This window comes from Actinoplanes sp. HUAS TT8 (assembly GCF_051380535.1).
Taxonomy (GTDB): domain Bacteria; phylum Actinomycetota; class Actinomycetes; order Mycobacteriales; family Micromonosporaceae; genus Actinoplanes.
In genome coordinates, this window is the sequence record NZ_CP195646.1 from 9,499,246 (window position 1) to 9,516,956 (window position 17,711).

Sequence of the window (17,711 nt, forward strand, 5' to 3'; positions counted from 1 at the left end):
CTCTAGGTTCGTTAAAAGGCTGGCAGATGCGGCCTTGATGGCGGATCCGCCGGGGCAGTTGCATGATGACGGCATGGGCTGGGACGGGCTGAACGCCGCGCAACGGGACCGCTGGACCACCGTGCTCGATCATCTGGTCGGTGCCCTGACCGAGGTGCCGCCCGGCTCCGGGAGCGGCCTGGTGCTCGTCGACGGGGCCGACGAGCGGGCCGGACTGCTGGCCGACCGTCTCGCCGGGCGGCTGCGCGAGCTGGGGCGCCCGTCCGTGCGGATCCCGGGGGCGGCCTGCCGCAGCGATCAGGACGGCTGGCTCGCCCGCTCCGGCGGCACGCTGGTGATCGTCGACGGGCCGCGCTGGCGGGCCGACCCGGCGCCGGTGCCCTGGCAGCTGAAGATCTGGGTGCGCACGCCACCCGGTGACGGCTACCGCGGGGACGACGCGAACGCGGTGGTGGACCTGCACGATCGGGCCTGGCCGGTGCTGCGGCACGTCGAGCCGTGGCTGCTGGCCGGCGACCGGTGGTATCGGAGCGAGTCGCAGGCGTTCTTCGCGGCCCGGGCGGCGACCTGGGACACCAAGTTCGGGGACGATCTACCGGCGTATGCGGCCGCGATCCGGGAGAGCGGGCTGGCCGCCGGGGCCGTGGTGGCCGACGTGGGCTGCGGGACCGGGCGGGCGTTCCCGGCGATCCGGGAGGTGATCGGTCCGTACGGGAAAATTCTCGGTCTTGATCTGACCCCGCAGATGCTGGCCGAGGCCGCGCCACGCGCCCGCTCGTGCGAGGCGACGCTGCTGCTCGCGGACGCCCGGCGGCTGCCGGTGGGCACCGCCCGGGTCGACGCCGTGTTCGCCGCTGGCCTCGTCAACCACCTGCCGGACCCGGCGTCCGGGCTGGCCGAGCTGGCCCGGATCACCCGGCCCGGCGGCCGGCTCGTGCTCTTCCACCCGTCCGGCCGGGCCGCGCTGGCCGCCCGGCACGGCCGTGCCCTGCGGCCGGACGAGCCGCTGGCTGAGGACGTGTTGCGCGACTCCTGTGCCGGTGCCGGGTGGAAGCTGACCGGCTACGACGACGCGCCGCACCGTTTTTCCGCGGTGGCCGAGCGTCAGTAGGCGGCGGCGCTCACGTAGACCCAGGCTCGCACGCCGGATTCGAGGGAGAGCAGGACGCGGTGGTAGTCGTCCACTTCGTACTTGTCGGCGGCGAGCAGCTCGTCCTCGGTGAGTTCGAAGACCGTGCCGGGCACGCGATCGGTGTCCCGGCCGGTCTCGACGACGATCGGATGATGCGTCTTTCCGCTGGTCGTGACCACATCCGAGTCGGTGATCTCAACCAGCCGCTCCGCGTATCCGGGTAGTGCCGCGGCCCGGCCCTCCAGCTCCCGTCCGAAGTTGGCCCGCTGGACAGCGGGATCCTGCAGGGTGCCGTACGAGAAGAGCAGAGGCATGCCCTGATCCTGCCCGGTCTTGCTGTCCTGGATTAGCGTGCGTCCCGGGTTGTAGGACTCGGGAGATAGCGGTGGGTACCTGGATGGCCACGATCCGTTTCCCGGACGGCGTCGAGCGGTACGCCCGCTACAGCACCGTGGTCGAGGCTCTGGTGTCCGATCTCTACCCGGCCTCGCACGTCCACAACTACCGAGAGGAACCGGCCGGCGAGCCGCTGCCGACGTTCCGGGATCGCCCGCGCGCCCCGGTTGATCAGCTGATACCGGTCGTGATCAGCCACGCACCGGACGACGATCGCTGGCACGCCGTTTACTGTCCGCAACGGTGCATGATCGTCGGCCCGGTCTCGCCGTATCGATCTTGGCGGATCCAGGAGGCGAACGACCTGGTCCCCGGGGACGGCGACGGCCTGCGGCATTTGTCACAACTGCGCGAGCGCGGGCTGTGCGGGGCGCCCGTGGTGGACGCCCCGCTGACCTACCGTCGCTATCTCTCGTGGGGCGAGGACGGTGACGACCAGCCGCCGTTCACCGACATCTACGCCGACTGGGCCGGCGGCGAGATGTGCCGCGACTGTCTGCTGCTCGCGCTGGATCAGGCCGAGTAGACCCGCTCGCCGCCCACGAAGGTCATCGCGACCTCCGTCGCGGCGATCTCGGCGGCGGGCCCGTCGAAGGGGTCGCGATGCAAAACCACAAGATCAGCAACATTTCCCGTACGGATGCTGCCGCTGTCATCGCGGTGGTTCACGTACCCGCTCCCGGCCGTGTACGCGGCCAGCGCCGTCGCCAGGTCCAGCCGCTGTTCCGGCAGGAACACCCGCCCGTCCCCGGCGTCGGGAACCGCCCGGTTCACCGCCACGTGGATGCCCTCGATCGGGTTCGGGCTGCTCACCGGCCAGTCCGAGCCGGCCGCCAGGGTGGTCCCGGCCCGCAGCAGGTCACCGAACGGGTACTGCCGCTCGGCCAGCCCGGCGGCCAGGAACGGGATGGTCAGCTCGTCCATCTGCGGCTCGTGCGCGGCCCACAGTGGCTGCATGTTCGCGGTCGCCCCGAGCCGGCGGAACCGGGCGATGTCGTCCGGGTGCACGACCTGCAGATGGGCCAGGTGCGGCCGGGTGTCGCGGAAACCGTTCTTGTCCCGGGCCGCCTCGATCGCGTCCAGCGCCTCCCGTACGGCCCGGTCGCCCAGCGCGTGGAAGTGCACCTGGAAGCCGAGCGCGTCCAGCTCGGTCACATAGCCGGCCAGCAGCGCCGGGTCGACGAAGCTGAGCCCGCTGTTCGGTGTCGGGCAGCCGCACGAGTCCAGGTAGGGCGCGGTCATCGCGGCCGTGAAGTTCTCGGCCACACCGTCCTGCATGATCTTCACGGTCGAGCAGGTCAGCCGCCCGATCGTGAGCTGCTCGCGGTGGGCCACGAGCTCGGCGATCTGCTCGGCGCCACGATCCCGGTCCCACCACAGCGCGCCGGTCACCGACGCGGTCAGCCAGCCCTCGGCGGCCGCGGCGCGATACGCGTCGGCCGGGTCCGGGTATCCGTTCGAGCCGCGCAGCATCGCGTCCTGCCAGCCGGTGATCCCCAGCGAGTGCAGCAGCGTCTGGGCCCGTCGCAGCCCGGCCACCAGCTCGGCCGGGGTGACCGCCGGGATCAGGTCACTGACCAGCGCCATCGCACCCTCCTGGAGGGTGCCGACCGGGTGGCCGTCACCGTCCCGGTTGAGCACGCCGTCGGCCGGATCGGGAGTGTCCCGGGTGATCCCGGCGCGGTCCAGGGCGACCGAGTTGACCCACGCGCCGTGGTGGTCGCGGTTGGTCAGGTACACCGGCCGGTCCGGGACGACCCGGTCCAGCAGCGCCGCGGTCGGGACGCCACCCGGGAAGCTCTCCATCGACCAGCCGCTGCCGGTGATCCACTCCCGGTCCGGGTGCGCGGCGGCGTAGGCGGCGATCCGGGCCAGGTACTCGTCCAGGTCGGTCGTCCCGGTCAGGTCGCACTGCCCCATCTCCACCCCGCCGAAGACGGCGTGGACGTGCGCGTCCTGGAACCCGGGGATCAGCAGCCGCCCGGCCAGGTCGACCACCTCGGTCTCCGGGCCGCGCAGCTCACTCAGGTCGTGGCCGGCGGCCAGGATGCGCCCGTCCTTGACCGCCACCGCGGTCGCCCACGAGCGGGCGGAGTCGGCGGTGAACACCGGGCCACCGGTGAAGAGCAGGTCAGCGGTCGTCATACGGGTTCCTTGGTCTTGAGGGCGAAATAGGGGGATCGGCGACGCCACTTGGCCGTGCCCGCGGCCACCAGGCCGATCACCACGATGATCAACGGTGCGGCCAGGTTGAACCAGCCGTTGTCGACGCTGATCGCGAAGCCGTCGCTCAGCGTCGCGTAGTAGGCCGCGAGATAGACGCCGAGGGCGAGCAGCACCAGGCCGGAGAGCAGCGGGATCCAGGTGGCCCGCAGCCCCTGACCCCGGAAGCGGACCGCGGCGGCGATCGCGGTCAGTCCGTAGTAGACGGCCACGAGCAGCCCGATGGTGTTGACGGCGGCGAGGATGGCCTGGTTGAGCGTCGGGATCGCGAACTCCAGCAGCGCCACGAACCCGGCGACGATCGCGATCACGATCGTCCCGGCGGCCGGGGCACCGCGACCGTTGAGCTTCGCCCAGAACGCGCCGAGGGTCTTGTCCCGGCTCATGGCCAGGGTGAGTCGCGCGGTCGGGATCACGCCGGACTGCACCGACGCCACCGCCGAGAACATCAGGGCCAGCAGGGGCAGCGACGCCCACGGCTCGCCGGCCAGCTTGGCGGCGTAGTAGCTGAGGCCCTGCGCGCCGTTCGCGGCCAGCTCCTCGGTGGGCAGCACGCGCTGGAACGCGATCGAGCCGAGCACGAAGAGGCCGAGCATGGTGAAGAGCGCGATGTATCCGCCGCGGGCCGCATCCTCCGGATTCCGGGTCTCCTCGGTGACGCTGAACGCCGCGTCCCAGCCCCAGTAGAAGAAGACCGCCAGCACCAGGCCCTGGGCCAGCCCGGAGAACGAGTCGAAGGCGAACGGATTCAGCCAGGAGAGCGAGAACGGCTGGTCACCGACGATCATGCCCCAGCCGCAGAAGACGATCAGAACGGCGTACTCGAAGATCAGTAGGTATTTCTGGAAGCTCGCCGCGTGCTCGACACCGCGGATCGCGGTCCAGGTGACCGCGGCCAGCACGACCAGGCCGATCATCGTGCACTGGGCCGTGGAGTTCGGGTCGAGACCGTGCAGACCCAGTTTGTCGGCGGTCTGGATGAGCAGGGAACCGCAGATCGCGGTGGTGTAGGCCAGGAAGATCACGGTGCCGGCGATCGGGATCCAGCCGGCCAGGAAGCCGAGCCACGGGCCGAGCGTGGTGCCCACCCAGGTGTACCCGGCGCCGCAGTTCGGCTCGGAGCGGTTCAGCCGGGCGTAGGCGCCGGCGATGCCGAGCATCGGCAGGAACGCCAGGATCAGCAGGATCGGGACCTGCCGGCCGACGGTCGCGGCGAGCACGCCGGTGCCGATGGCGATGCTTGTGGTGGCGGCCGTGCTGGATGCGGCGATCACGACGCCGTCGACGACGCCGAGTGATTTCGGCATGGGTGCGTTCATCTATCCACTCCCCTTGGGGTGACCCTGGCCACAGATGCAACGTCATCTGAACAGTGATGTCAACACTGTTCACAACGTTGTTTCATTAGGATGGGCCGTATGGCGAAGCGTGAGCGGGGATCACTGAGCCGGGCCGAGATCGTCAAGGTGGCCCTGGAGCTGGCCGAAGCCGACGGCGCCGACGCGCTGACCTTCCGCCGGCTCGGACCCGAACTCGGGGTGGCGCCGACCGCGGTGCTGCGCCACTTCCGGGACAAGGACGAGCTGCTGCTGGCGATCGGCGCCCAACTGCTGGAGAACGCGTTGACCGAGGTCGACGAGAAAGAACCCGATTGGCGCGTACGGATCCTGTCCCTGGCCCGGGCCAGCCGCCGCGCGTTCGTGGCCCACCCGCGGGTGGCGGCCCTGGTGGCGACCCGGACGTTCCGGCAGGAGGCAGAATTCCGTACCGTCGAATTGATCCTGGCGGCGCTCGCGCAGGCCGGGTTGAGCGGCCGGGAGGCCGCGAGCATGTACCGGGTGGTCGCCGACACGATCCTGGCCTGGACGTCCTTCGAGGCGAACGTGCACGCCGTCGGCCTGGACGTGATGGACCGCGACGGGCTGGCCTGGACCAGGGAGTACGTGGTGCTGCCGGCCGATCGGTACCCGCACATCCGCGCCGTCGCCGAGCACCTGAGCGACGTCAACCGCGAGGACCAGTTCGAACTGGCCCTCAACCTGGTCCTCGACGCCGTCGAAGCCCGCGGGGCCGCACATACAGATTGACTGTATATGCAGATCGTCTATAGTCATGACCCATGTCGATGCAGGAACCGACGTTCTTCATCCTGACCGCGCTGGTGCGTACGCCCCTGCACGGCTACGGGATCATGCAGGCGGTCGAGGAGCTCTCCGACGGCCGCGTCAAACTCAAGGCCGGGACGCTGTATGCCGCGCTCGACCGGCTCACCGCCGACGGCCTGATCGTCGTCGAGCGTGAGGAGGCCGTCGGCGGCCGCCTGCGGCGGTACTACCTGCTCTCCGACGACGGGCGCGCCGCGCTCGAGGAGGCGGTGGCGAGACTCCAGTCGAACGCTCAGGTGGCCGCGACGCGGCTGCGGGAGGCGTTCGGCTTCAACGGGGGAGTTCAGCATGCCTGAGCTGGAGCTCGCCTACCGCCGCCTGCTGCTGGCGTACCCGCGTTTCTACCGCCGCGAGCGCGGCCTGGAGATCCTGACCACGCTGATGGACGCGGCCGAGCCGGGGCAGACCCGGCCGTCCCGCTCCGAGGCGATGCATCTGCTGCTGATCGGCCTGCGCTACCGGCTCGTGCCGCCGGGCTGGATCGGCGCGATCGCGGCCGGCCTGGTGACGCTCTGGGTCGCGCTGGTGTTCAGCGGCGCCGGCGCGCTGGCCGTCTTCGCGGCTCAGCGTCCGGAGGCGCCGCGGCTGGCCGCGCTCGCCGACGAGCTGGCCGGTCAGCCGGCGGCGTCCACGATGGATGCTTCCGGTTACCGGGCCGCCGAGATGGCGTACCTGTCGCGGACCTCCGGGGTTCTGTCGACGTTCGGTGCCGAGGGCTGGATCGGCCCGCTCCCGGTGCCGGATGAGCAGCAGCACGGCTACGACCACCTGACGAATGCTCCGGCCACGGTGGCGGCCGCGTTCCAGCGGCTGCGCGGCGACGGCTGGACGATGGGCGCGTTGACCACGGGCGGCGTGTTCTGGGCCGAGCGGGACGGCGCGATGATCCGGGTCGCCGCCGGCTACGACCCGGCCGCGATGAGCATCAGCTGGTTTCCGGAGGAGCCGCCCGGCCTGTGGGCCGGGGCGATCGCCGGTTTCGTGATCGGCGGCCTGCTGGCCTGGGCGGGGATGACCTGGCTGGCGCACCGGCTGGCCCGGACCTCGCCCGGGACCCGTCGGCGGATGCTCCTGCTCGGCCTGCCCGCGCTCATCGCCTGCGCGGTGAACAGCTTCGACTCCGTGATGAGCGTGATCCCGCTGGACAGCGGTTCGGTGCTGCTCGGCACCGATCTGATGTACCCGCTGGGCAACCAGATCATGAACCCGCCGGCCTCGGTGATCATCGGGATCACCCTGTTCGGTGTGCTGGTCGTGCTGCGTGAGGCGGCCACCGGGAATCGGCTCCAGCCGCGGCCGGCCATCGACAGCTGATAAAACCGGCCCTTGTTCGAACACCTCCCTACGTTTTACGCTGCCAGCAGCAGGAAAGCGCTTTCCTTGAATTCTCGGAGGTAACCGTACATGGCTGCGCGGCGATCGATTGGCATCATTCTGAACGGCGTGACCGGCCGGATGGGGTACCGGCAGCACCTGGTCCGCTCCCTGCTCGCCATCCGTGAGCAGGGCGGAGTCGCCCTGCCCGGTGGCGGCCACATCTGGCCCGAGCCGATCCTGGTCGGGCGGGACCCGGACAAACTGGCCGCGATCGCCGCGCGGCACGGACTCACCGAGTGGACCACCGACCTGGATGCCGCGCTGGCCCGGCCGGACGCCGAGATCTACTTCGACGCGCAGGTCACCCAGCAGCGGGAGAAGGCGATCCGTCAGGCGATCACGGCCGGCAAGCACGTCTACACCGAGAAGCCCCTCGCGGAGAGCTCGATCGCCGCCGAGGAACTGGCCGAGCTGGCCGCGGCGGCCGGCATCCGCAACGGCGTGGTCCAGGACAAGCTGTTCCTGCCCGGCCTGCGCAAGCTGAAGCGCCTGATCGACGGTGGTTTCTTCGGGCGGATCCTGTCGGTGCGCGGCGAGTTCGGCTACTGGGTCTTCGAGGGTGACTGGCAGTCGGCCCAGCGGCCCAGCTGGAACTACCGGCTGGCCGACGGCGGCGGCATCGTGATGGACATGTTCCCGCACTGGAACTACGTGCTGGAGGAGCTGTTCGGCGCGGTCCGGGGCGTGCAGACGACGATCGTCACGCACATTCCGAACCGGGTGGACGAGCGGGGCGAGGAGTACGCGGCCGACGCCGACGACGCCGCGTACGCGATCTTCGAACTTGAGGGTGGGATCGTCGCCCAGATCAACTCGTCCTGGGCGGTCCGGGTCAACCGCGACGAACTGGTCGAGTTCCAGGTCGACGGCACGCTCGGCAGTGCCGTGGCCGGCCTGCGCGGCTGCAAGATCCAGCACCGGGCGACCACGCCCAAGCCGGTGTGGAACCCGGACCTGCCGCTGACCGGCCGCTCGTTCCGCGACGAGTGGACCGAGGTGCCGGACAACGACGAGTTCGACAACGGGTTCAAGGTGCAGTGGGAGGCCTACCTGCGGCACGTCGTCGCCGGCGAGGCGTTCCACTGGGACTTCGCCTCGGGCGCCCGCGGCGTCCGGCTCGCCGAGGCCGGCCTGCGATCCGCCCGCGAGGGCCGCCGGATCGCGCTGGGGGACTCCTGATGGCGATCGTGCACCTGCCGTCCGGGCCGGTCACGCTCTCCGGCCGGACAACCTGGGAAAAACCGAAGAGCCAACCCAAAACCAGGATTGCGTACGCCGCAGCGCACGTCGTCGCCGATCCACGGGCCGAGAATGCACCGGGCGCGCCGGCGGTGCTCGATTGGGAGGCGACGCTGGCGTTCCGCCATCACCTGTGGTCGCACGGTTTGGGCGTGGCCGAGGCGATGGACACCGCGCAGCGCGGGATGGGGCTGGACTACGCCGCGACCAGGGAGTTGATCCGGCGCAGCGCGGCCGCGGCCACTGGCCGGATCGTGGCCGGCGTGGCCACCGATCAGTTGGCCCCCGGCCCGGTGACCCTGGATCAGATCCGCCGCGCCTACGACGAGCAGCTCACGGACGTGTTGACGGCGGGTGCGGCGCCGGTGCTGATGTGCAGCCGGCACCTGGCCGCCACCGCCCGGGACGCCGACGACTATCTGGCGATCTACCGGCCGCTGCTGGATATTTCCGACAAGCCGGTCGTGCTGCACTGGCTCGGCACCGCGTTCGACCCGGCGCTGGAGGGCTACTGGGGTTCGTCCGACGTGGACAAGGCGACCGAGACGGTCCTTGAGCTGATCAACTCGAACCCGATGAAGGTCGACGGCATCAAGATCTCGCTGCTCGACGCCGATCACGAGATCCGCCTGCGTCGCCGGCTCCCGGCCGGGGTGCGGCTCTACACCGGGGACGACTTCAACTATCCGCAGCTCATCCGCGGGGACGAGCAGGGTTACTCGGACGCGCTGCTCGGCATCTTCGCGGCGATCGCGCCGGCCGCGGCGGCCGCGTTCGCCGCGCTCGACGAGGGCGACCTGGAGTCGTACGACCGGATCTTCGCCCCGACCGTTCCGCTGTCCCGGCACATTTTCGAGAAGCCGACCTTCTACTACAAGACCGGCATCGTCTTCCTGGCCTGGCTGGCCGGCCACCAATCGCACTTCACCATGGTCGGCGGCCTGCAGTCGGGCCGCTCGGTGCCGCACTTCGCCCGCCTGATCGAGCTCGCCGACGCCGCCGGCCTGCTGCCCGACCCCGACCTGGCCGCCCACCGGGCCAACCGATTCTTCGAGGTGATGGCCGGATGAGCCGCTTCTCCTTCAACCAAATCACGGCCAAGCTGTGGGACCTGCCGGACATGGTCGCCGGGTGCGTCGAGGCCGGCGTCGACCAGGTCGCGCTCTGGCGGGAGCCGGTCACCGAGTACGGGCTGGAACGCTCGGCCGCCCTGGTCCGCGACGCCGGGCTGACCGTCACCACGCTGTGCCGCAGCGGGTTCTTCCAGCTGCCCGGCTGGTACGACGACAACCGGCGGGCGATCGACGAGGCGGTCGCGCTGGACACGTCCGTACTGGTGCTGGTTTCCGGTGGTCTTCCCGAGGGATCGAAGGACCTGGCGGGCGCACGGCAGCACGTGGCCGACGCGATCGGACAGCTCGCGCCCTACGCGGCCGAGGCCGGGGTGACCCTGGCCATCGAGCCGCTGCACCCGATGTACGCGGCCGACCGTTGCGTGATCAACACGTGGGACCAGGCCATGGCGATCGCCGAACAGCACCCGGCCGGGTTGGTCGGGGTCACTGTCGACACCTACCACCTGTGGTGGGACGACACCGTGCTCGACAAGATCGCGCGGGCCGGCGAGCGGATCGCGATCTACCAGCTGGCCGACTGGATCACGCCGCTGCCGGCCGGGGTGCTGACCGGGCGGGGGCTGCCCGGGGACGGCTGTGTCGACATGCGGGCCTTCCACGATGCGGTGGACAAGGCCGGGTACACCGGGCCGATCGAGGTCGAGGTGATGAACGGGGACCTCTGGGAGCGGCCCGGGCGGGATGTTCTGGACGCGACGCTCACGGCGTACCGAAGCGTGTTCTGAGTTTTTGATCTTTATTTCGGCGGCAGCGAGCCGGCGAAATCGAGGCCGGCCCGCAGCCAGCGGGTCAGGCCCTCGTCGTCCAGACGGTCGCCGTCGACGACGATCCAGTTCTTCATCGGGCGGCCGGTGAAGTCGAAGACGCGCGTGCCCGGCTCGGTCAGCGCGGACTCGCCGGCCTCCGCACCGAGACGCACGATCAGGTCGTCGCCCATCACGCCGACGGCCATGTTTCCGTGGACCATGAAGGTGATCCCGCCGAACATCCGCTTGTCGGTGACCCCGTCGACGTCCGCGAGTGCGTCCCGGATCCGTTCCATGAGTCCCTCGTCGAAGGCCATGCCGCCCAACGTACGGCAGAATGGCGATGTGATGCACGCCACTCCGTGCGGAGAACCGCGGGCGAGTTCCCGTCGTCTTGGCTGATGTGAGACGAAGTCTGGAAGCGGTCGACGAGGCGGAACTCGTGCGCCGCACGGCCACCGGCGACCGGCACGCCTTCGACGAGCTCTATCGGCGCACGTCGCCGTGGCTCGCCGTCCGGCTGCGCCGGCGCTGTGCCGACGACGACGTGGTCGCCGACGTGATGCAGGAGACCTATCTGGCCGTCTGGCGGGCCGCCGGCGACTTCGCCGGCTCGGCCACCGCGGGCAGCGCGGTCAGCTGGCTCTGGACCATCGCGGCGAATCGCTTGGTCGACGCGTTCCGCCGGCGTGCCCGGCGCCGCGATCTGCCGGCCGTGCTCGCCGTCGAGCCCGCGCCCGCCCCGGCCGCCGAGGACGAGGTGATGGCCGGCCGGGTCGGTCAGGAGCTGGAGCAGGCGCTGCTCACCCTCCCGGCCGACGTGCGGCAGGTGCTGCGCGCGATGGTTCTCGACGGTCTCTCGGTCCGGGAGACGTCCATGCTGCTGGGCGTGCCCGAGGGCACCGTCAAATCCCGGGCGCGGCGGGCCCGGGTCGCTCTCCGGGAGGCACTGTCATGACCGAGCACCCCAACTCTTCGGTGATCTCCCGCTACGCCGGCGGCGACCTCGCCCTCGACGAGGCCACCGTCTGGTCGATCGAGGTGCACCTGGAAGAGTGCGCCGACTGCCGGGCCCGGCTGGCCGGCAGCGCTCCGGACGATGTTCTGACCCTGCTCGATCGGGTGAGCAACGGGGTGGGTCAGGGCATCGCGGCCGGTCCCGCCCCGATCCCGGTGCGGCGCCGCTGGTCGGCCGCGCGGAATCGATGGCTCGTCTGGCAGATGGTGCCGTGGCTGACCATGACGGCGGCGATCCTCGTCTGCGCGGTGATGCTCCAGGCACTGCAGCCGAGCCTGCCGTCCCTGGTCCTGCTGCTGGCGCCGGTCGCGCCGCTGCCCGCGGTGGCCGTCGCGTGGAGCCGCGGCAGCGACCCGGCCTGGGAGCTGATCGCCAGCACCCCGGCCGCCGGCCTGCCGATGCTGTTGCGACGGACGGCCACGGTGCTCGTCCTGATCATCCCGATGCTCGGCCTGGCCACCGACCGGACCGGCGTCTCGCTGGCCCTCGCCCTTCTGCCCTGCCTGGCCTTCACCACCACGGCCATCGCACTGGGCGCGTTCATCGGGGTTCGCCTCGCCACCCTCGGCCTGGCCGCCGCCTGGGGGGCCGGGGTGGCCCTGCCGGCGGTGTTCACCGCCCACCTCCCGGTCGTGCTTCAGCCGGGCAGTCTCGGCGTCTGGGCCTTCATCGCGGTTGCCTCGGCAGCCTTCGCGATGACCCGCGCCGACCGCTTTCTCAAGAGGAGATGACTTATGCGTACGGTGAGCGCGGCCGAGACCGCCCCGACCACCCATCCCTGGGCGGTCCACGCCGAAGGACTGCGCGTCCGCGCCGGTCGTCACCTGGCCGTCGACGGGCTCGACCTGACCCTGGGCACCGGAGTGCACGGCCTGCTCGGGCCCAACGGGGCCGGCAAGACGACCCTGATGCGCGCGCTGGCGACCGTGCTGGAGCCGGCCGACGGCAAGCTGACCCTGCTCGGCGAGTCCGTGGACGGTCGCGGTGACCTGCGGCGGGTGCGTCGCGGGCTGGGCTATCTGCCGCAGCAGTTCGGGTTCTACCCGCGCTTCACGGTCCGCGAGTTCGTGGAGTACATGGCCTGGCTCAAGGAGATGCCGAAACCGGCCGTCGCCGGCGCGGTGCAGCGGGCGATCGACCGGGTCGGCCTGGCCGACCGGGCCGACCGGCGGATGAAGACGCTCTCCGGCGGCATGCTGCGCCGGGCCGGCATCGCCCAGGCGATCGTCAACGACCCCGAGGTCCTGCTCCTCGACGAGCCGACCGTCGGCCTCGACCCGGAGCAGCGCCTCGACTTCCGCGAGCTGCTGCGCGACCTCGGGGTGGACAGCTGCGTCCTGGTCTCCACCCACCTGGTCGAGGACGTGGTCGCCGCCTGCAGCGACGTCGTGATGATGAACGAGGGCCGTCTGGTCTATCAGGGCACGCCGGACGATCTGATCGCCCAGGGCGGCGAGGGCGACGCCGGGGACAGCCCGGCCGAGCGGGGCTATTCGGCCCTGCTGCGCCGCCACCGGGCGGGGGTGGCCCGATGAGCCGCGTCCTGGGCATCGAGATCCGCCGCTCGGCCGCGCTCGGCTCGGCCCTGATCCTGCTGGCCGTCGGCACCGCGCTGCTGTATCTGGTCCAGGAAGCGGAGTGGTCCACCGGCTGGATGCAACTGGTCATGTCGCAGCGGCTCTACCTCGCGCTGCTCTGGCCGCTGGCCCTGGCCGCCGGCGCCTGGCAGGGCCGGCGAGAGAAGCAGTCGAACGTGATCGAGCTGTTCGCCAGCACACCCCGCCCACGGGCCCAGCGGGCGGCCCCCACCCTCGGCGCGATGGCCCTGACCATCGTCGTGGCGTATCTGTTGATGGGCGTCGCCGGTGCCGTGTCGATCATCGGCCACGCGACCTATCTGCCCGTGGCCGCCCTGGCCGTCACCGCGGTCGGCGCCCTGGCCCTGCTCGGCGGGGTCTGGCTCGGCCTGGCCGTCGGCCGGATGCTGCCGTGGCTGGTGACCGCGCCCGCGCTGGCCGTGGCCGGCCTGGGCCTGCTCCTGACCATCCCCGGCGCCACGCGCCCCCGGGGCTGGCTGTCCATGGTCTTCTCGCCGATCGACGAGATGAACATGCCGGACGCCTACACGACCGTCGCGGGCCGGATCAGCGCCGCCCAGGCGATCTGGCTGGGCGCGCTCGCGATCACCGGGCTGCTGCTGTTCGTGTCCGACGGCTGGCGGCTGCGGGTGGCGGCGCTGCTGCCGGTCGCGCTCGGGGCCGCCCTGGCCATCACCGTGATGCCGCATCAGAACCGGCTCGTCGTCGACTCGGTCGACCTGGCCGCGAAAGAGTTGGTCTGCGCGCCGGACGAGCCGCGGGTCTGCGTCAGCCGGGTGCACGAGGGTCTGCTGCCGGAGATCGTGCCGCAGGCCCGGGAGGCGCTGACCATCCTGGCCAAGGTGCCGGGCACGCCGACCCGGGTGCACGAGGACAACACCACGTACCTGCCCTACCTCCCGGCGCCGATCTCGGCCGACGTCGCGCTGGTCACGGTCGACACCGGGAAGACCGCCGACCTGACGCCGAAGATCGTGGTCTCGGCGTTCGCCCGGCCCTATGACTGCGACAAGGGTCCCGACTTGGCGGATTCGCTGGCGGCGGCGTATTGGCTGATCGGGCGTGAGCCGGTCGCCGAGGCACCGGACATCGCCGCCGACGCCGTCCTCCGGTGGCAGGAACTGCGCAAACTGCCCACCGAGGAGGCCGCCGCCCGGATCACCGCGATTCGCGCCTCCGCGCTGGAGTGCAAGTGATGCGCTGGCTGAGGCTGTACCTGCGCTCGCGGCGGGCACCGATGGCCCTGGCCGTGACCGCCGGCGTCGCGGCGCTGATGTGGACACTGTGGGCCGTCGCCTCGAAAACCCACGAGGTGGGTGTGCCGATGGTCGTGCTGACCGTGCTGCTGATGGTGGCCGCGCTGACCACCACGCTCGGCAGCCCGGACACCCAGCTGGAGCACACGGCGGCACTGCCCTGGCCGCCCCGGCGGGCCGCCCACCTGCTGGTGGCGCTGCTGATCGTGGTCGGGCTGCTCGCGGTCACACTGGTCACCCCGGCCCGGTTCAGCCCCGCGCTGCTGGTGCTGCGGGACGCGGCGGGACTGCTCGGTCTGACCGGGCTGGGCGCGGCCGTGGTCGGCCCGGCGCGGGCGTGGTTCGTGCCGCTCGGGTGGACGCTGGCGGCCGTGCTGTTCCCGGTCTCGGAGAGCGTCCTCGCCCGGGTGGTCACCTGGCAGATGCAGGAACCGCGATCGACCCCGGCCGCGGTGACGGCGTCGGTGCTGGCGTTCGGCGGGCTGATCGCGTACGCGCTGATGGGCCCGGCCCGGCGAATTGTTGCCGACGCCGCCACCTAGCCGGGATTTGCGATAGGAATCAACGGTGACTTCCTTTGCGGCCGCGCCCGCTCGTTACGACGCCATGGAGTACCGCCGCTGCGGACGCAGTGGCCTCAAACTGCCCGCTGTCTCGCTCGGGCTGTGGCACAACTTCGGTGACGACAAGCCGATCGAGACGCAGCGGGCCGTGCTGCGCCGCGCCTTCGACCTCGGCGTCACGCACTTCGACCTGGCCAACAACTACGGGCCGCCCTACGGCTCGGCGGAGATCAACTTTGGCCGTCTGCTGGCCGAGGACTTCCTGCCGTACCGGGATGAGCTGGTCATCTCGACCAAGGCGGGCTACGACATGTGGCCCGGTCCGTACGGGGATCATGGCTCGCGCAAATATCTGACCGCGTCCCTCGACCAGTCCCTGAAGCGCATGGGGCTGGACTATGTGGACATCTTCTACTCGCACCGCTTCGACCCCGAAACTCCGCTCGAAGAGACGATGGGCGCGCTGGACGCCGCGGTCCGCGCGGGCAAGGCGCTCTACGTCGGCATCTCGTCCTACTCCCCGGCCAAGACCGCCGAGGCCGCCGCGATCCTGCGCAACCTGGGCACGCCGCTGCTGATCCACCAGCCGTCGTACTCGATGCTCAACCGCTGGATCGAAGAAGACCTGCTCGGCGTGCTGGAACAGGAGGGTGCCGGCTGCATCGGCTTCTCGCCGCTGGCCCAGGGCATGCTCACCGACCGCTACCTGAACGGGATCCCGGAAGGCTCGCGGGCCGGCGAGCAGAAGTCGCTCACCCCGGACTGGCTGACCGAGGAGAACCTGGGCAAGATCCGCGCGCTGAACGGGATCGCCGAGCGGCGCGGCCAGAGCCTGGCGCAGATGGCCATCGCCTGGTCGGTGCGGGACCCGCGGATGACCTCGGTGGTGCTCGGGGCGAGCAGCGTGGCCCAGCTGGAGAACAACCTGGCGGCGCTGGGCAACACGTCGTTCACGGCCGAGGAACTGGCCGAGATCGACAAGTATGCGACGGAGTCCGGGATCAACCTGTGGGCGCGCTCCAGCGCGGTCTGACCTGTTCGACAGGCCTCGCGAGCGGCCTTTCGGGGCCATGTCTGCGGCCTTTCGATCAGCCCGCGCACTCCAAGCAACCCGGGGGCCAAGTCGCTGGCTGGGCTTGCGTGGGTGTTGCGGTGCTCGGCTGGTGCTGAGGGTTGTGTTGGGGTGGGCGAGACAGCCCTGAGCACCAGCTGGCCTCGGGGGCTGCGTTGTTGGCTGGGCTTGCGTGGGTGTTGCGGTGCTCGGCTGGTGCTGAGGGTTGCGTTGGGGTGGGGGAGACAGCCCTGAGTGCCAGCTGGCCTCGGGAGCCGCGTTGCGAGCCTGGCCCGGGTTGGGGGCGGGGGCGGGGCTATTTTTGGGCTCGGAGTTCGACCAGGAGGCCGTCGCGGTCGGTGAGGACGGCGCCGAGGATGCGACGGCCAGCGGCGAGCAGGTCGGCCACGTCGGTGGTGCTCAGGGCGTACATGACCAGGGCCCCGTCCCGGAACGAGGTCACGATCCCGGCCCGGCGCAGGACGGCGAGCTGCTGGGACAGGTTCGACGCTTCGACGTCGATCTCGGCGAGCAGGTCGCGGACCGGCCGGGGACCGTTCTGCAGCAGTTCCAGGACCCGTATTCGAACCGGGTGGCCGAGGGTCCTGAACATCTCGGCCTTCGCCTGGTACAGCGGCACTGACACGACGGGTCCTCTCCAGTCATTCACACCGACCAACGCGAGGAAAAGCGGCCGGTTACGCGCCTTACGCGGTTTCGAAGTTGCAGAAATCGTCAACTCCCTCGATGTCACGGCAAGCATGCGAGGCGCCCGACCGTCCAAGCCGGACATTGTGTGCGACGGACATTCCCGCGCGTCGGTGACAGTCGATGTCGATCGGAGCGAGACATCGGAGGAACCCGCAATGCCGGACATGGATGTAGCCCTCAAGGACGCGATGCAGATCGACGGCGCGATCGGCGTCGCTCTGGTCGACCGCAGCAGTGGAATGGCCCTCGGTGTCGCCGGGGGTGACCGGAACTTCGACCTGAGCGTCGCCGCGGCCGCGAACACCGAGGTGGTCCGGGCCAAGCTGCGCACGATGGAGATGCTCGGCCTGCGCGAGAACATCGAGGACGTGCTGATCACGCTGGACTCGCAGTACCACCTGATCCGCCCGTTGACCGGGCGTTCCGGGCAGGGACTCTTCCTCTACCTGGCCCTGTACAAGGAGCGGGCCAACCTGGCGCTGGCCCGCCACCAGCTGAAGCGGATCGAGACGTCGCTGGACATCTAGCCGAGCGCGGCCCACTCCTCGGAGAGCATGGCGAAGACGACCTCGGTGCTCCACTCGCCCTTGAACAGTTCGTTGTGCACGAGCCGGGCTTCCTGCCGCATGCCGAGGCGGCGCAGCACCCGGGCGGACGGCTCGTTGCGCTCGTCGATCCGCCCGACGATCCGGTGCAGGCCCAGGCCCTCGAAGCCGAGCTTGAGCACGGCCCGGGCCGCCTCGGTCGCATAGCCCTGGCCGGCGAACTCGGGGCCCACCACATATCCGATCTCGCCGCCGCGGTGTTTGCGGCTGTGCCAGAACAGGACCACGTCGCCGACCAGTTGCCCGGTCTCGGCGACCTCGATGCCCAGGGTCAGCGACTGGCCCTCGTCGGTGAGGATCGTGGCGGCCCAGTAGGTGTCGAGCCGATCGGTGATCACATCGGGGGTCATCGGCTCGAACGGCACGTAACGGCAGACGTCGGGGCGACTGCGGTAGGACAGCAGCGCCTCGGCATCGGCCGAGGTCAGGGGCCGGAGCCGCAGGCGCTCGGTCGTGATCGGGTAGGTCGGGCGCAGTTCGTTGGGCGACACGCGA

General features: G+C 70.7%; 21 protein-coding genes. 15 read left to right on the plus strand and 6 right to left on the minus strand.

What is annotated here, in order from left to right:
- Positions 1 to 37: 37 nt before the first annotated feature.
- Complete coding sequence (locus ACSHV8_RS42250) at positions 38 to 1,111, plus strand: class I SAM-dependent methyltransferase (RefSeq protein WP_436525473.1); 1,074 nt, start codon at positions 38 to 40, stop codon at positions 1,109 to 1,111.
- On the opposite strand, the gene ACSHV8_RS42255 is transcribed toward ACSHV8_RS42250, so the two are convergent.
- Positions 1,105 to 1,446, minus strand: coding sequence for a gamma-glutamylcyclotransferase family protein (locus ACSHV8_RS42255; RefSeq protein ID WP_436525475.1), 342 nt, complete (start codon positions 1,444 to 1,446; stop codon positions 1,105 to 1,107). The genes ACSHV8_RS42250 and ACSHV8_RS42255 overlap by 7 nt on opposite strands.
- A 71-nt stretch (positions 1,447 to 1,517) precedes the next feature.
- Here ACSHV8_RS42255 and ACSHV8_RS42260 point away from each other — a divergent pair, with 71 nt between their 5' ends.
- On the plus strand, positions 1,518 to 2,054 hold the full coding sequence (locus ACSHV8_RS42260) for a hypothetical protein (protein WP_436525477.1): 537 nt from the start codon (positions 1,518 to 1,520) through the stop codon (positions 2,052 to 2,054).
- Here the strand turns inward: ACSHV8_RS42260 and ACSHV8_RS42265 are convergent.
- Positions 2,042 to 3,673 (minus strand): amidohydrolase, encoded by a 1,632-nt coding sequence (locus tag ACSHV8_RS42265; RefSeq protein WP_436525479.1) that lies wholly within the window; start codon positions 3,671 to 3,673, stop codon positions 2,042 to 2,044. The two genes, ACSHV8_RS42260 and ACSHV8_RS42265, sit on opposite strands and share 13 nt — an antisense overlap.
- A complete protein-coding gene (locus ACSHV8_RS42270; RefSeq protein ID WP_436525481.1) occupies positions 3,670 to 5,070 on the minus strand; it encodes an APC family permease in 1,401 nt (466 codons plus the stop codon). The genes ACSHV8_RS42265 and ACSHV8_RS42270 overlap by 4 nt, the downstream gene beginning before the upstream one ends.
- Positions 5,071 to 5,169: 99 nt before the next feature.
- On the opposite strand from ACSHV8_RS42270, the gene ACSHV8_RS42275 reads away from it, so the two are divergent.
- The 6 genes from ACSHV8_RS42275 to ACSHV8_RS42300 all read left to right on the plus strand — a co-directional run bounded on the left by ACSHV8_RS42275 (position 5,170) and on the right by ACSHV8_RS42300 (position 10,393).
- Positions 5,170 to 5,838: a TetR/AcrR family transcriptional regulator gene (locus ACSHV8_RS42275; RefSeq protein ID WP_436525483.1), complete on the plus strand. Its 669-nt coding sequence runs from the start codon at positions 5,170 to 5,172 to the stop codon at positions 5,836 to 5,838.
- Positions 5,839 to 5,870: 32 nt separating this feature from the next.
- Positions 5,871 to 6,212 carry a PadR family transcriptional regulator gene (locus ACSHV8_RS42280; protein WP_436525485.1) on the plus strand — a complete coding sequence of 114 codons (342 nt, stop codon included), beginning with the start codon at positions 5,871 to 5,873 and terminating at the stop codon, positions 6,210 to 6,212.
- Positions 6,205 to 7,230, plus strand: a complete 1,026-nt coding sequence (locus tag ACSHV8_RS42285; protein ID WP_436525487.1) for a hypothetical protein — start codon at positions 6,205 to 6,207, stop codon at positions 7,228 to 7,230. Before ACSHV8_RS42280 ends, ACSHV8_RS42285 begins: the two co-directional genes overlap by 8 nt.
- Positions 7,231 to 7,320: 90 nt before the next feature.
- A complete protein-coding gene (locus ACSHV8_RS42290; RefSeq protein WP_436525489.1) occupies positions 7,321 to 8,472 on the plus strand; it encodes a Gfo/Idh/MocA family protein in 1,152 nt (383 codons plus the stop codon).
- Positions 8,472 to 9,602, plus strand: coding sequence for a dihydrodipicolinate synthase family protein (locus ACSHV8_RS42295; protein WP_436525491.1), 1,131 nt, complete (start codon positions 8,472 to 8,474; stop codon positions 9,600 to 9,602). Before ACSHV8_RS42290 ends, ACSHV8_RS42295 begins: the two co-directional genes overlap by 1 nt.
- Positions 9,599 to 10,393, plus strand: coding sequence for a sugar phosphate isomerase/epimerase family protein (locus ACSHV8_RS42300; protein WP_436525493.1), 795 nt, complete (start codon positions 9,599 to 9,601; stop codon positions 10,391 to 10,393). The genes ACSHV8_RS42295 and ACSHV8_RS42300 overlap by 4 nt, the downstream gene beginning before the upstream one ends.
- Before the next feature lie 11 nt (positions 10,394 to 10,404).
- Here the strand turns inward: ACSHV8_RS42300 and ACSHV8_RS42305 are convergent, their stop codons facing one another.
- Positions 10,405 to 10,731, minus strand: a complete 327-nt coding sequence (locus ACSHV8_RS42305) for a TfoX/Sxy family protein (protein WP_436525495.1) — start codon at positions 10,729 to 10,731, stop codon at positions 10,405 to 10,407.
- A gap of 86 nt (positions 10,732 to 10,817) precedes the next feature.
- On the opposite strand from ACSHV8_RS42305, the gene ACSHV8_RS42310 reads away from it, so the two are divergent.
- The 6 genes from ACSHV8_RS42310 to mgrA all read left to right on the plus strand — a co-directional run bounded on the left by ACSHV8_RS42310 (position 10,818) and on the right by mgrA (position 15,882).
- Positions 10,818 to 11,372, plus strand: coding sequence for an RNA polymerase sigma factor (locus tag ACSHV8_RS42310; RefSeq protein ID WP_436525497.1), 555 nt, complete (start codon positions 10,818 to 10,820; stop codon positions 11,370 to 11,372).
- Entirely contained in the window at positions 11,369 to 12,163 is a 795-nt protein-coding gene (locus tag ACSHV8_RS42315; RefSeq protein WP_436525499.1) for a zf-HC2 domain-containing protein, read from the plus strand. The genes ACSHV8_RS42310 and ACSHV8_RS42315 overlap by 4 nt, the downstream gene beginning before the upstream one ends.
- 3 nt (positions 12,164 to 12,166) lie before the next feature.
- Complete coding sequence (locus ACSHV8_RS42320) at positions 12,167 to 12,967, plus strand: ABC transporter ATP-binding protein (protein WP_436525501.1); 801 nt, start codon at positions 12,167 to 12,169, stop codon at positions 12,965 to 12,967.
- Positions 12,964 to 14,226, plus strand: coding sequence for a hypothetical protein (locus tag ACSHV8_RS42325; protein ID WP_436525503.1), 1,263 nt, complete (start codon positions 12,964 to 12,966; stop codon positions 14,224 to 14,226). The genes ACSHV8_RS42320 and ACSHV8_RS42325 overlap by 4 nt, the downstream gene beginning before the upstream one ends.
- A complete protein-coding gene (locus ACSHV8_RS42330; RefSeq protein WP_436525505.1) occupies positions 14,226 to 14,828 on the plus strand; it encodes a hypothetical protein in 603 nt (200 codons plus the stop codon). Before ACSHV8_RS42325 ends, ACSHV8_RS42330 begins: the two co-directional genes overlap by 1 nt.
- A 64-nt stretch (positions 14,829 to 14,892) precedes the next feature.
- Positions 14,893 to 15,882, plus strand: coding sequence for an L-glyceraldehyde 3-phosphate reductase (gene mgrA, locus ACSHV8_RS42335; protein WP_436537184.1), 990 nt, complete (start codon positions 14,893 to 14,895; stop codon positions 15,880 to 15,882).
- Between the two features lie 334 nt (positions 15,883 to 16,216).
- Here the strand turns inward: mgrA and ACSHV8_RS42340 are convergent, their stop codons facing one another.
- The gene (locus tag ACSHV8_RS42340) at positions 16,217 to 16,546 is read right to left on the minus strand and encodes an ArsR/SmtB family transcription factor (RefSeq protein ID WP_396341774.1); all 330 of its coding nucleotides are present in this window, start codon (positions 16,544 to 16,546) and stop codon (positions 16,217 to 16,219) included.
- 220 nt (positions 16,547 to 16,766) lie between these two features.
- On the opposite strand from ACSHV8_RS42340, the gene ACSHV8_RS42345 reads away from it, so the two are divergent.
- Entirely contained in the window at positions 16,767 to 17,138 is a 372-nt protein-coding gene (locus ACSHV8_RS42345; protein ID WP_436525507.1) for a hypothetical protein, read from the plus strand.
- On the opposite strand, the gene ACSHV8_RS42350 is transcribed toward ACSHV8_RS42345, so the two are convergent.
- Positions 17,135 to 17,707 carry a GNAT family N-acetyltransferase gene (locus ACSHV8_RS42350; RefSeq protein WP_436525509.1) on the minus strand — a complete coding sequence of 191 codons (573 nt, stop codon included), beginning with the start codon at positions 17,705 to 17,707 and terminating at the stop codon, positions 17,135 to 17,137. The genes ACSHV8_RS42345 and ACSHV8_RS42350 overlap by 4 nt on opposite strands.
- Positions 17,708 to 17,711: the final 4 nt, after the last annotated feature.

Bases quoted from the DNA above. Each gene is read 5' to 3' on its own strand.
- ACSHV8_RS42295 (WP_436525491.1), top strand. From the start codon at position 8,472: ATGGCGATCGTGCACCTGCCGTCCGGGCCGGTCACGCTCTCCGGCCGG.
- ACSHV8_RS42300 (WP_436525493.1), top strand. From the start codon at position 9,599: ATGAGCCGCTTCTCCTTCAACCAAATCACGGCCAAGCTGTGGGACCTG.
- ACSHV8_RS42280 (WP_436525485.1), top strand. From the start codon at position 5,871: ATGTCGATGCAGGAACCGACGTTCTTCATCCTGACCGCGCTGGTGCGT.
- ACSHV8_RS42330 (WP_436525505.1), top strand. From the start codon at position 14,226: ATGCGCTGGCTGAGGCTGTACCTGCGCTCGCGGCGGGCACCGATGGCC.
- ACSHV8_RS42265 (WP_436525479.1), bottom strand. From the start codon at position 3,673: ATGACGACCGCTGACCTGCTCTTCACCGGTGGCCCGGTGTTCACCGCC.
- ACSHV8_RS42270 (WP_436525481.1), bottom strand. From the start codon at position 5,070: ATGAACGCACCCATGCCGAAATCACTCGGCGTCGTCGACGGCGTCGTG.
- ACSHV8_RS42345 (WP_436525507.1), top strand. From the start codon at position 16,767: ATGCCGGACATGGATGTAGCCCTCAAGGACGCGATGCAGATCGACGGC.
- ACSHV8_RS42250 (WP_436525473.1), top strand. From the start codon at position 38: ATGGCGGATCCGCCGGGGCAGTTGCATGATGACGGCATGGGCTGGGAC.
- mgrA (WP_436537184.1), top strand. From the start codon at position 14,893: ATGGAGTACCGCCGCTGCGGACGCAGTGGCCTCAAACTGCCCGCTGTC.
- ACSHV8_RS42290 (WP_436525489.1), top strand. From the start codon at position 7,321: ATGGCTGCGCGGCGATCGATTGGCATCATTCTGAACGGCGTGACCGGC.
- ACSHV8_RS42315 (WP_436525499.1), top strand. From the start codon at position 11,369: ATGACCGAGCACCCCAACTCTTCGGTGATCTCCCGCTACGCCGGCGGC.
- ACSHV8_RS42325 (WP_436525503.1), top strand. From the start codon at position 12,964: ATGAGCCGCGTCCTGGGCATCGAGATCCGCCGCTCGGCCGCGCTCGGC.
- ACSHV8_RS42275 (WP_436525483.1), top strand. From the start codon at position 5,170: ATGGCGAAGCGTGAGCGGGGATCACTGAGCCGGGCCGAGATCGTCAAG.
- ACSHV8_RS42255 (WP_436525475.1), bottom strand. From the start codon at position 1,446: ATGCCTCTGCTCTTCTCGTACGGCACCCTGCAGGATCCCGCTGTCCAG.
- ACSHV8_RS42285 (WP_436525487.1), top strand. From the start codon at position 6,205: ATGCCTGAGCTGGAGCTCGCCTACCGCCGCCTGCTGCTGGCGTACCCG.
- ACSHV8_RS42305 (WP_436525495.1), bottom strand. From the start codon at position 10,731: ATGGCCTTCGACGAGGGACTCATGGAACGGATCCGGGACGCACTCGCG.
- ACSHV8_RS42320 (WP_436525501.1), top strand. From the start codon at position 12,167: ATGCGTACGGTGAGCGCGGCCGAGACCGCCCCGACCACCCATCCCTGG.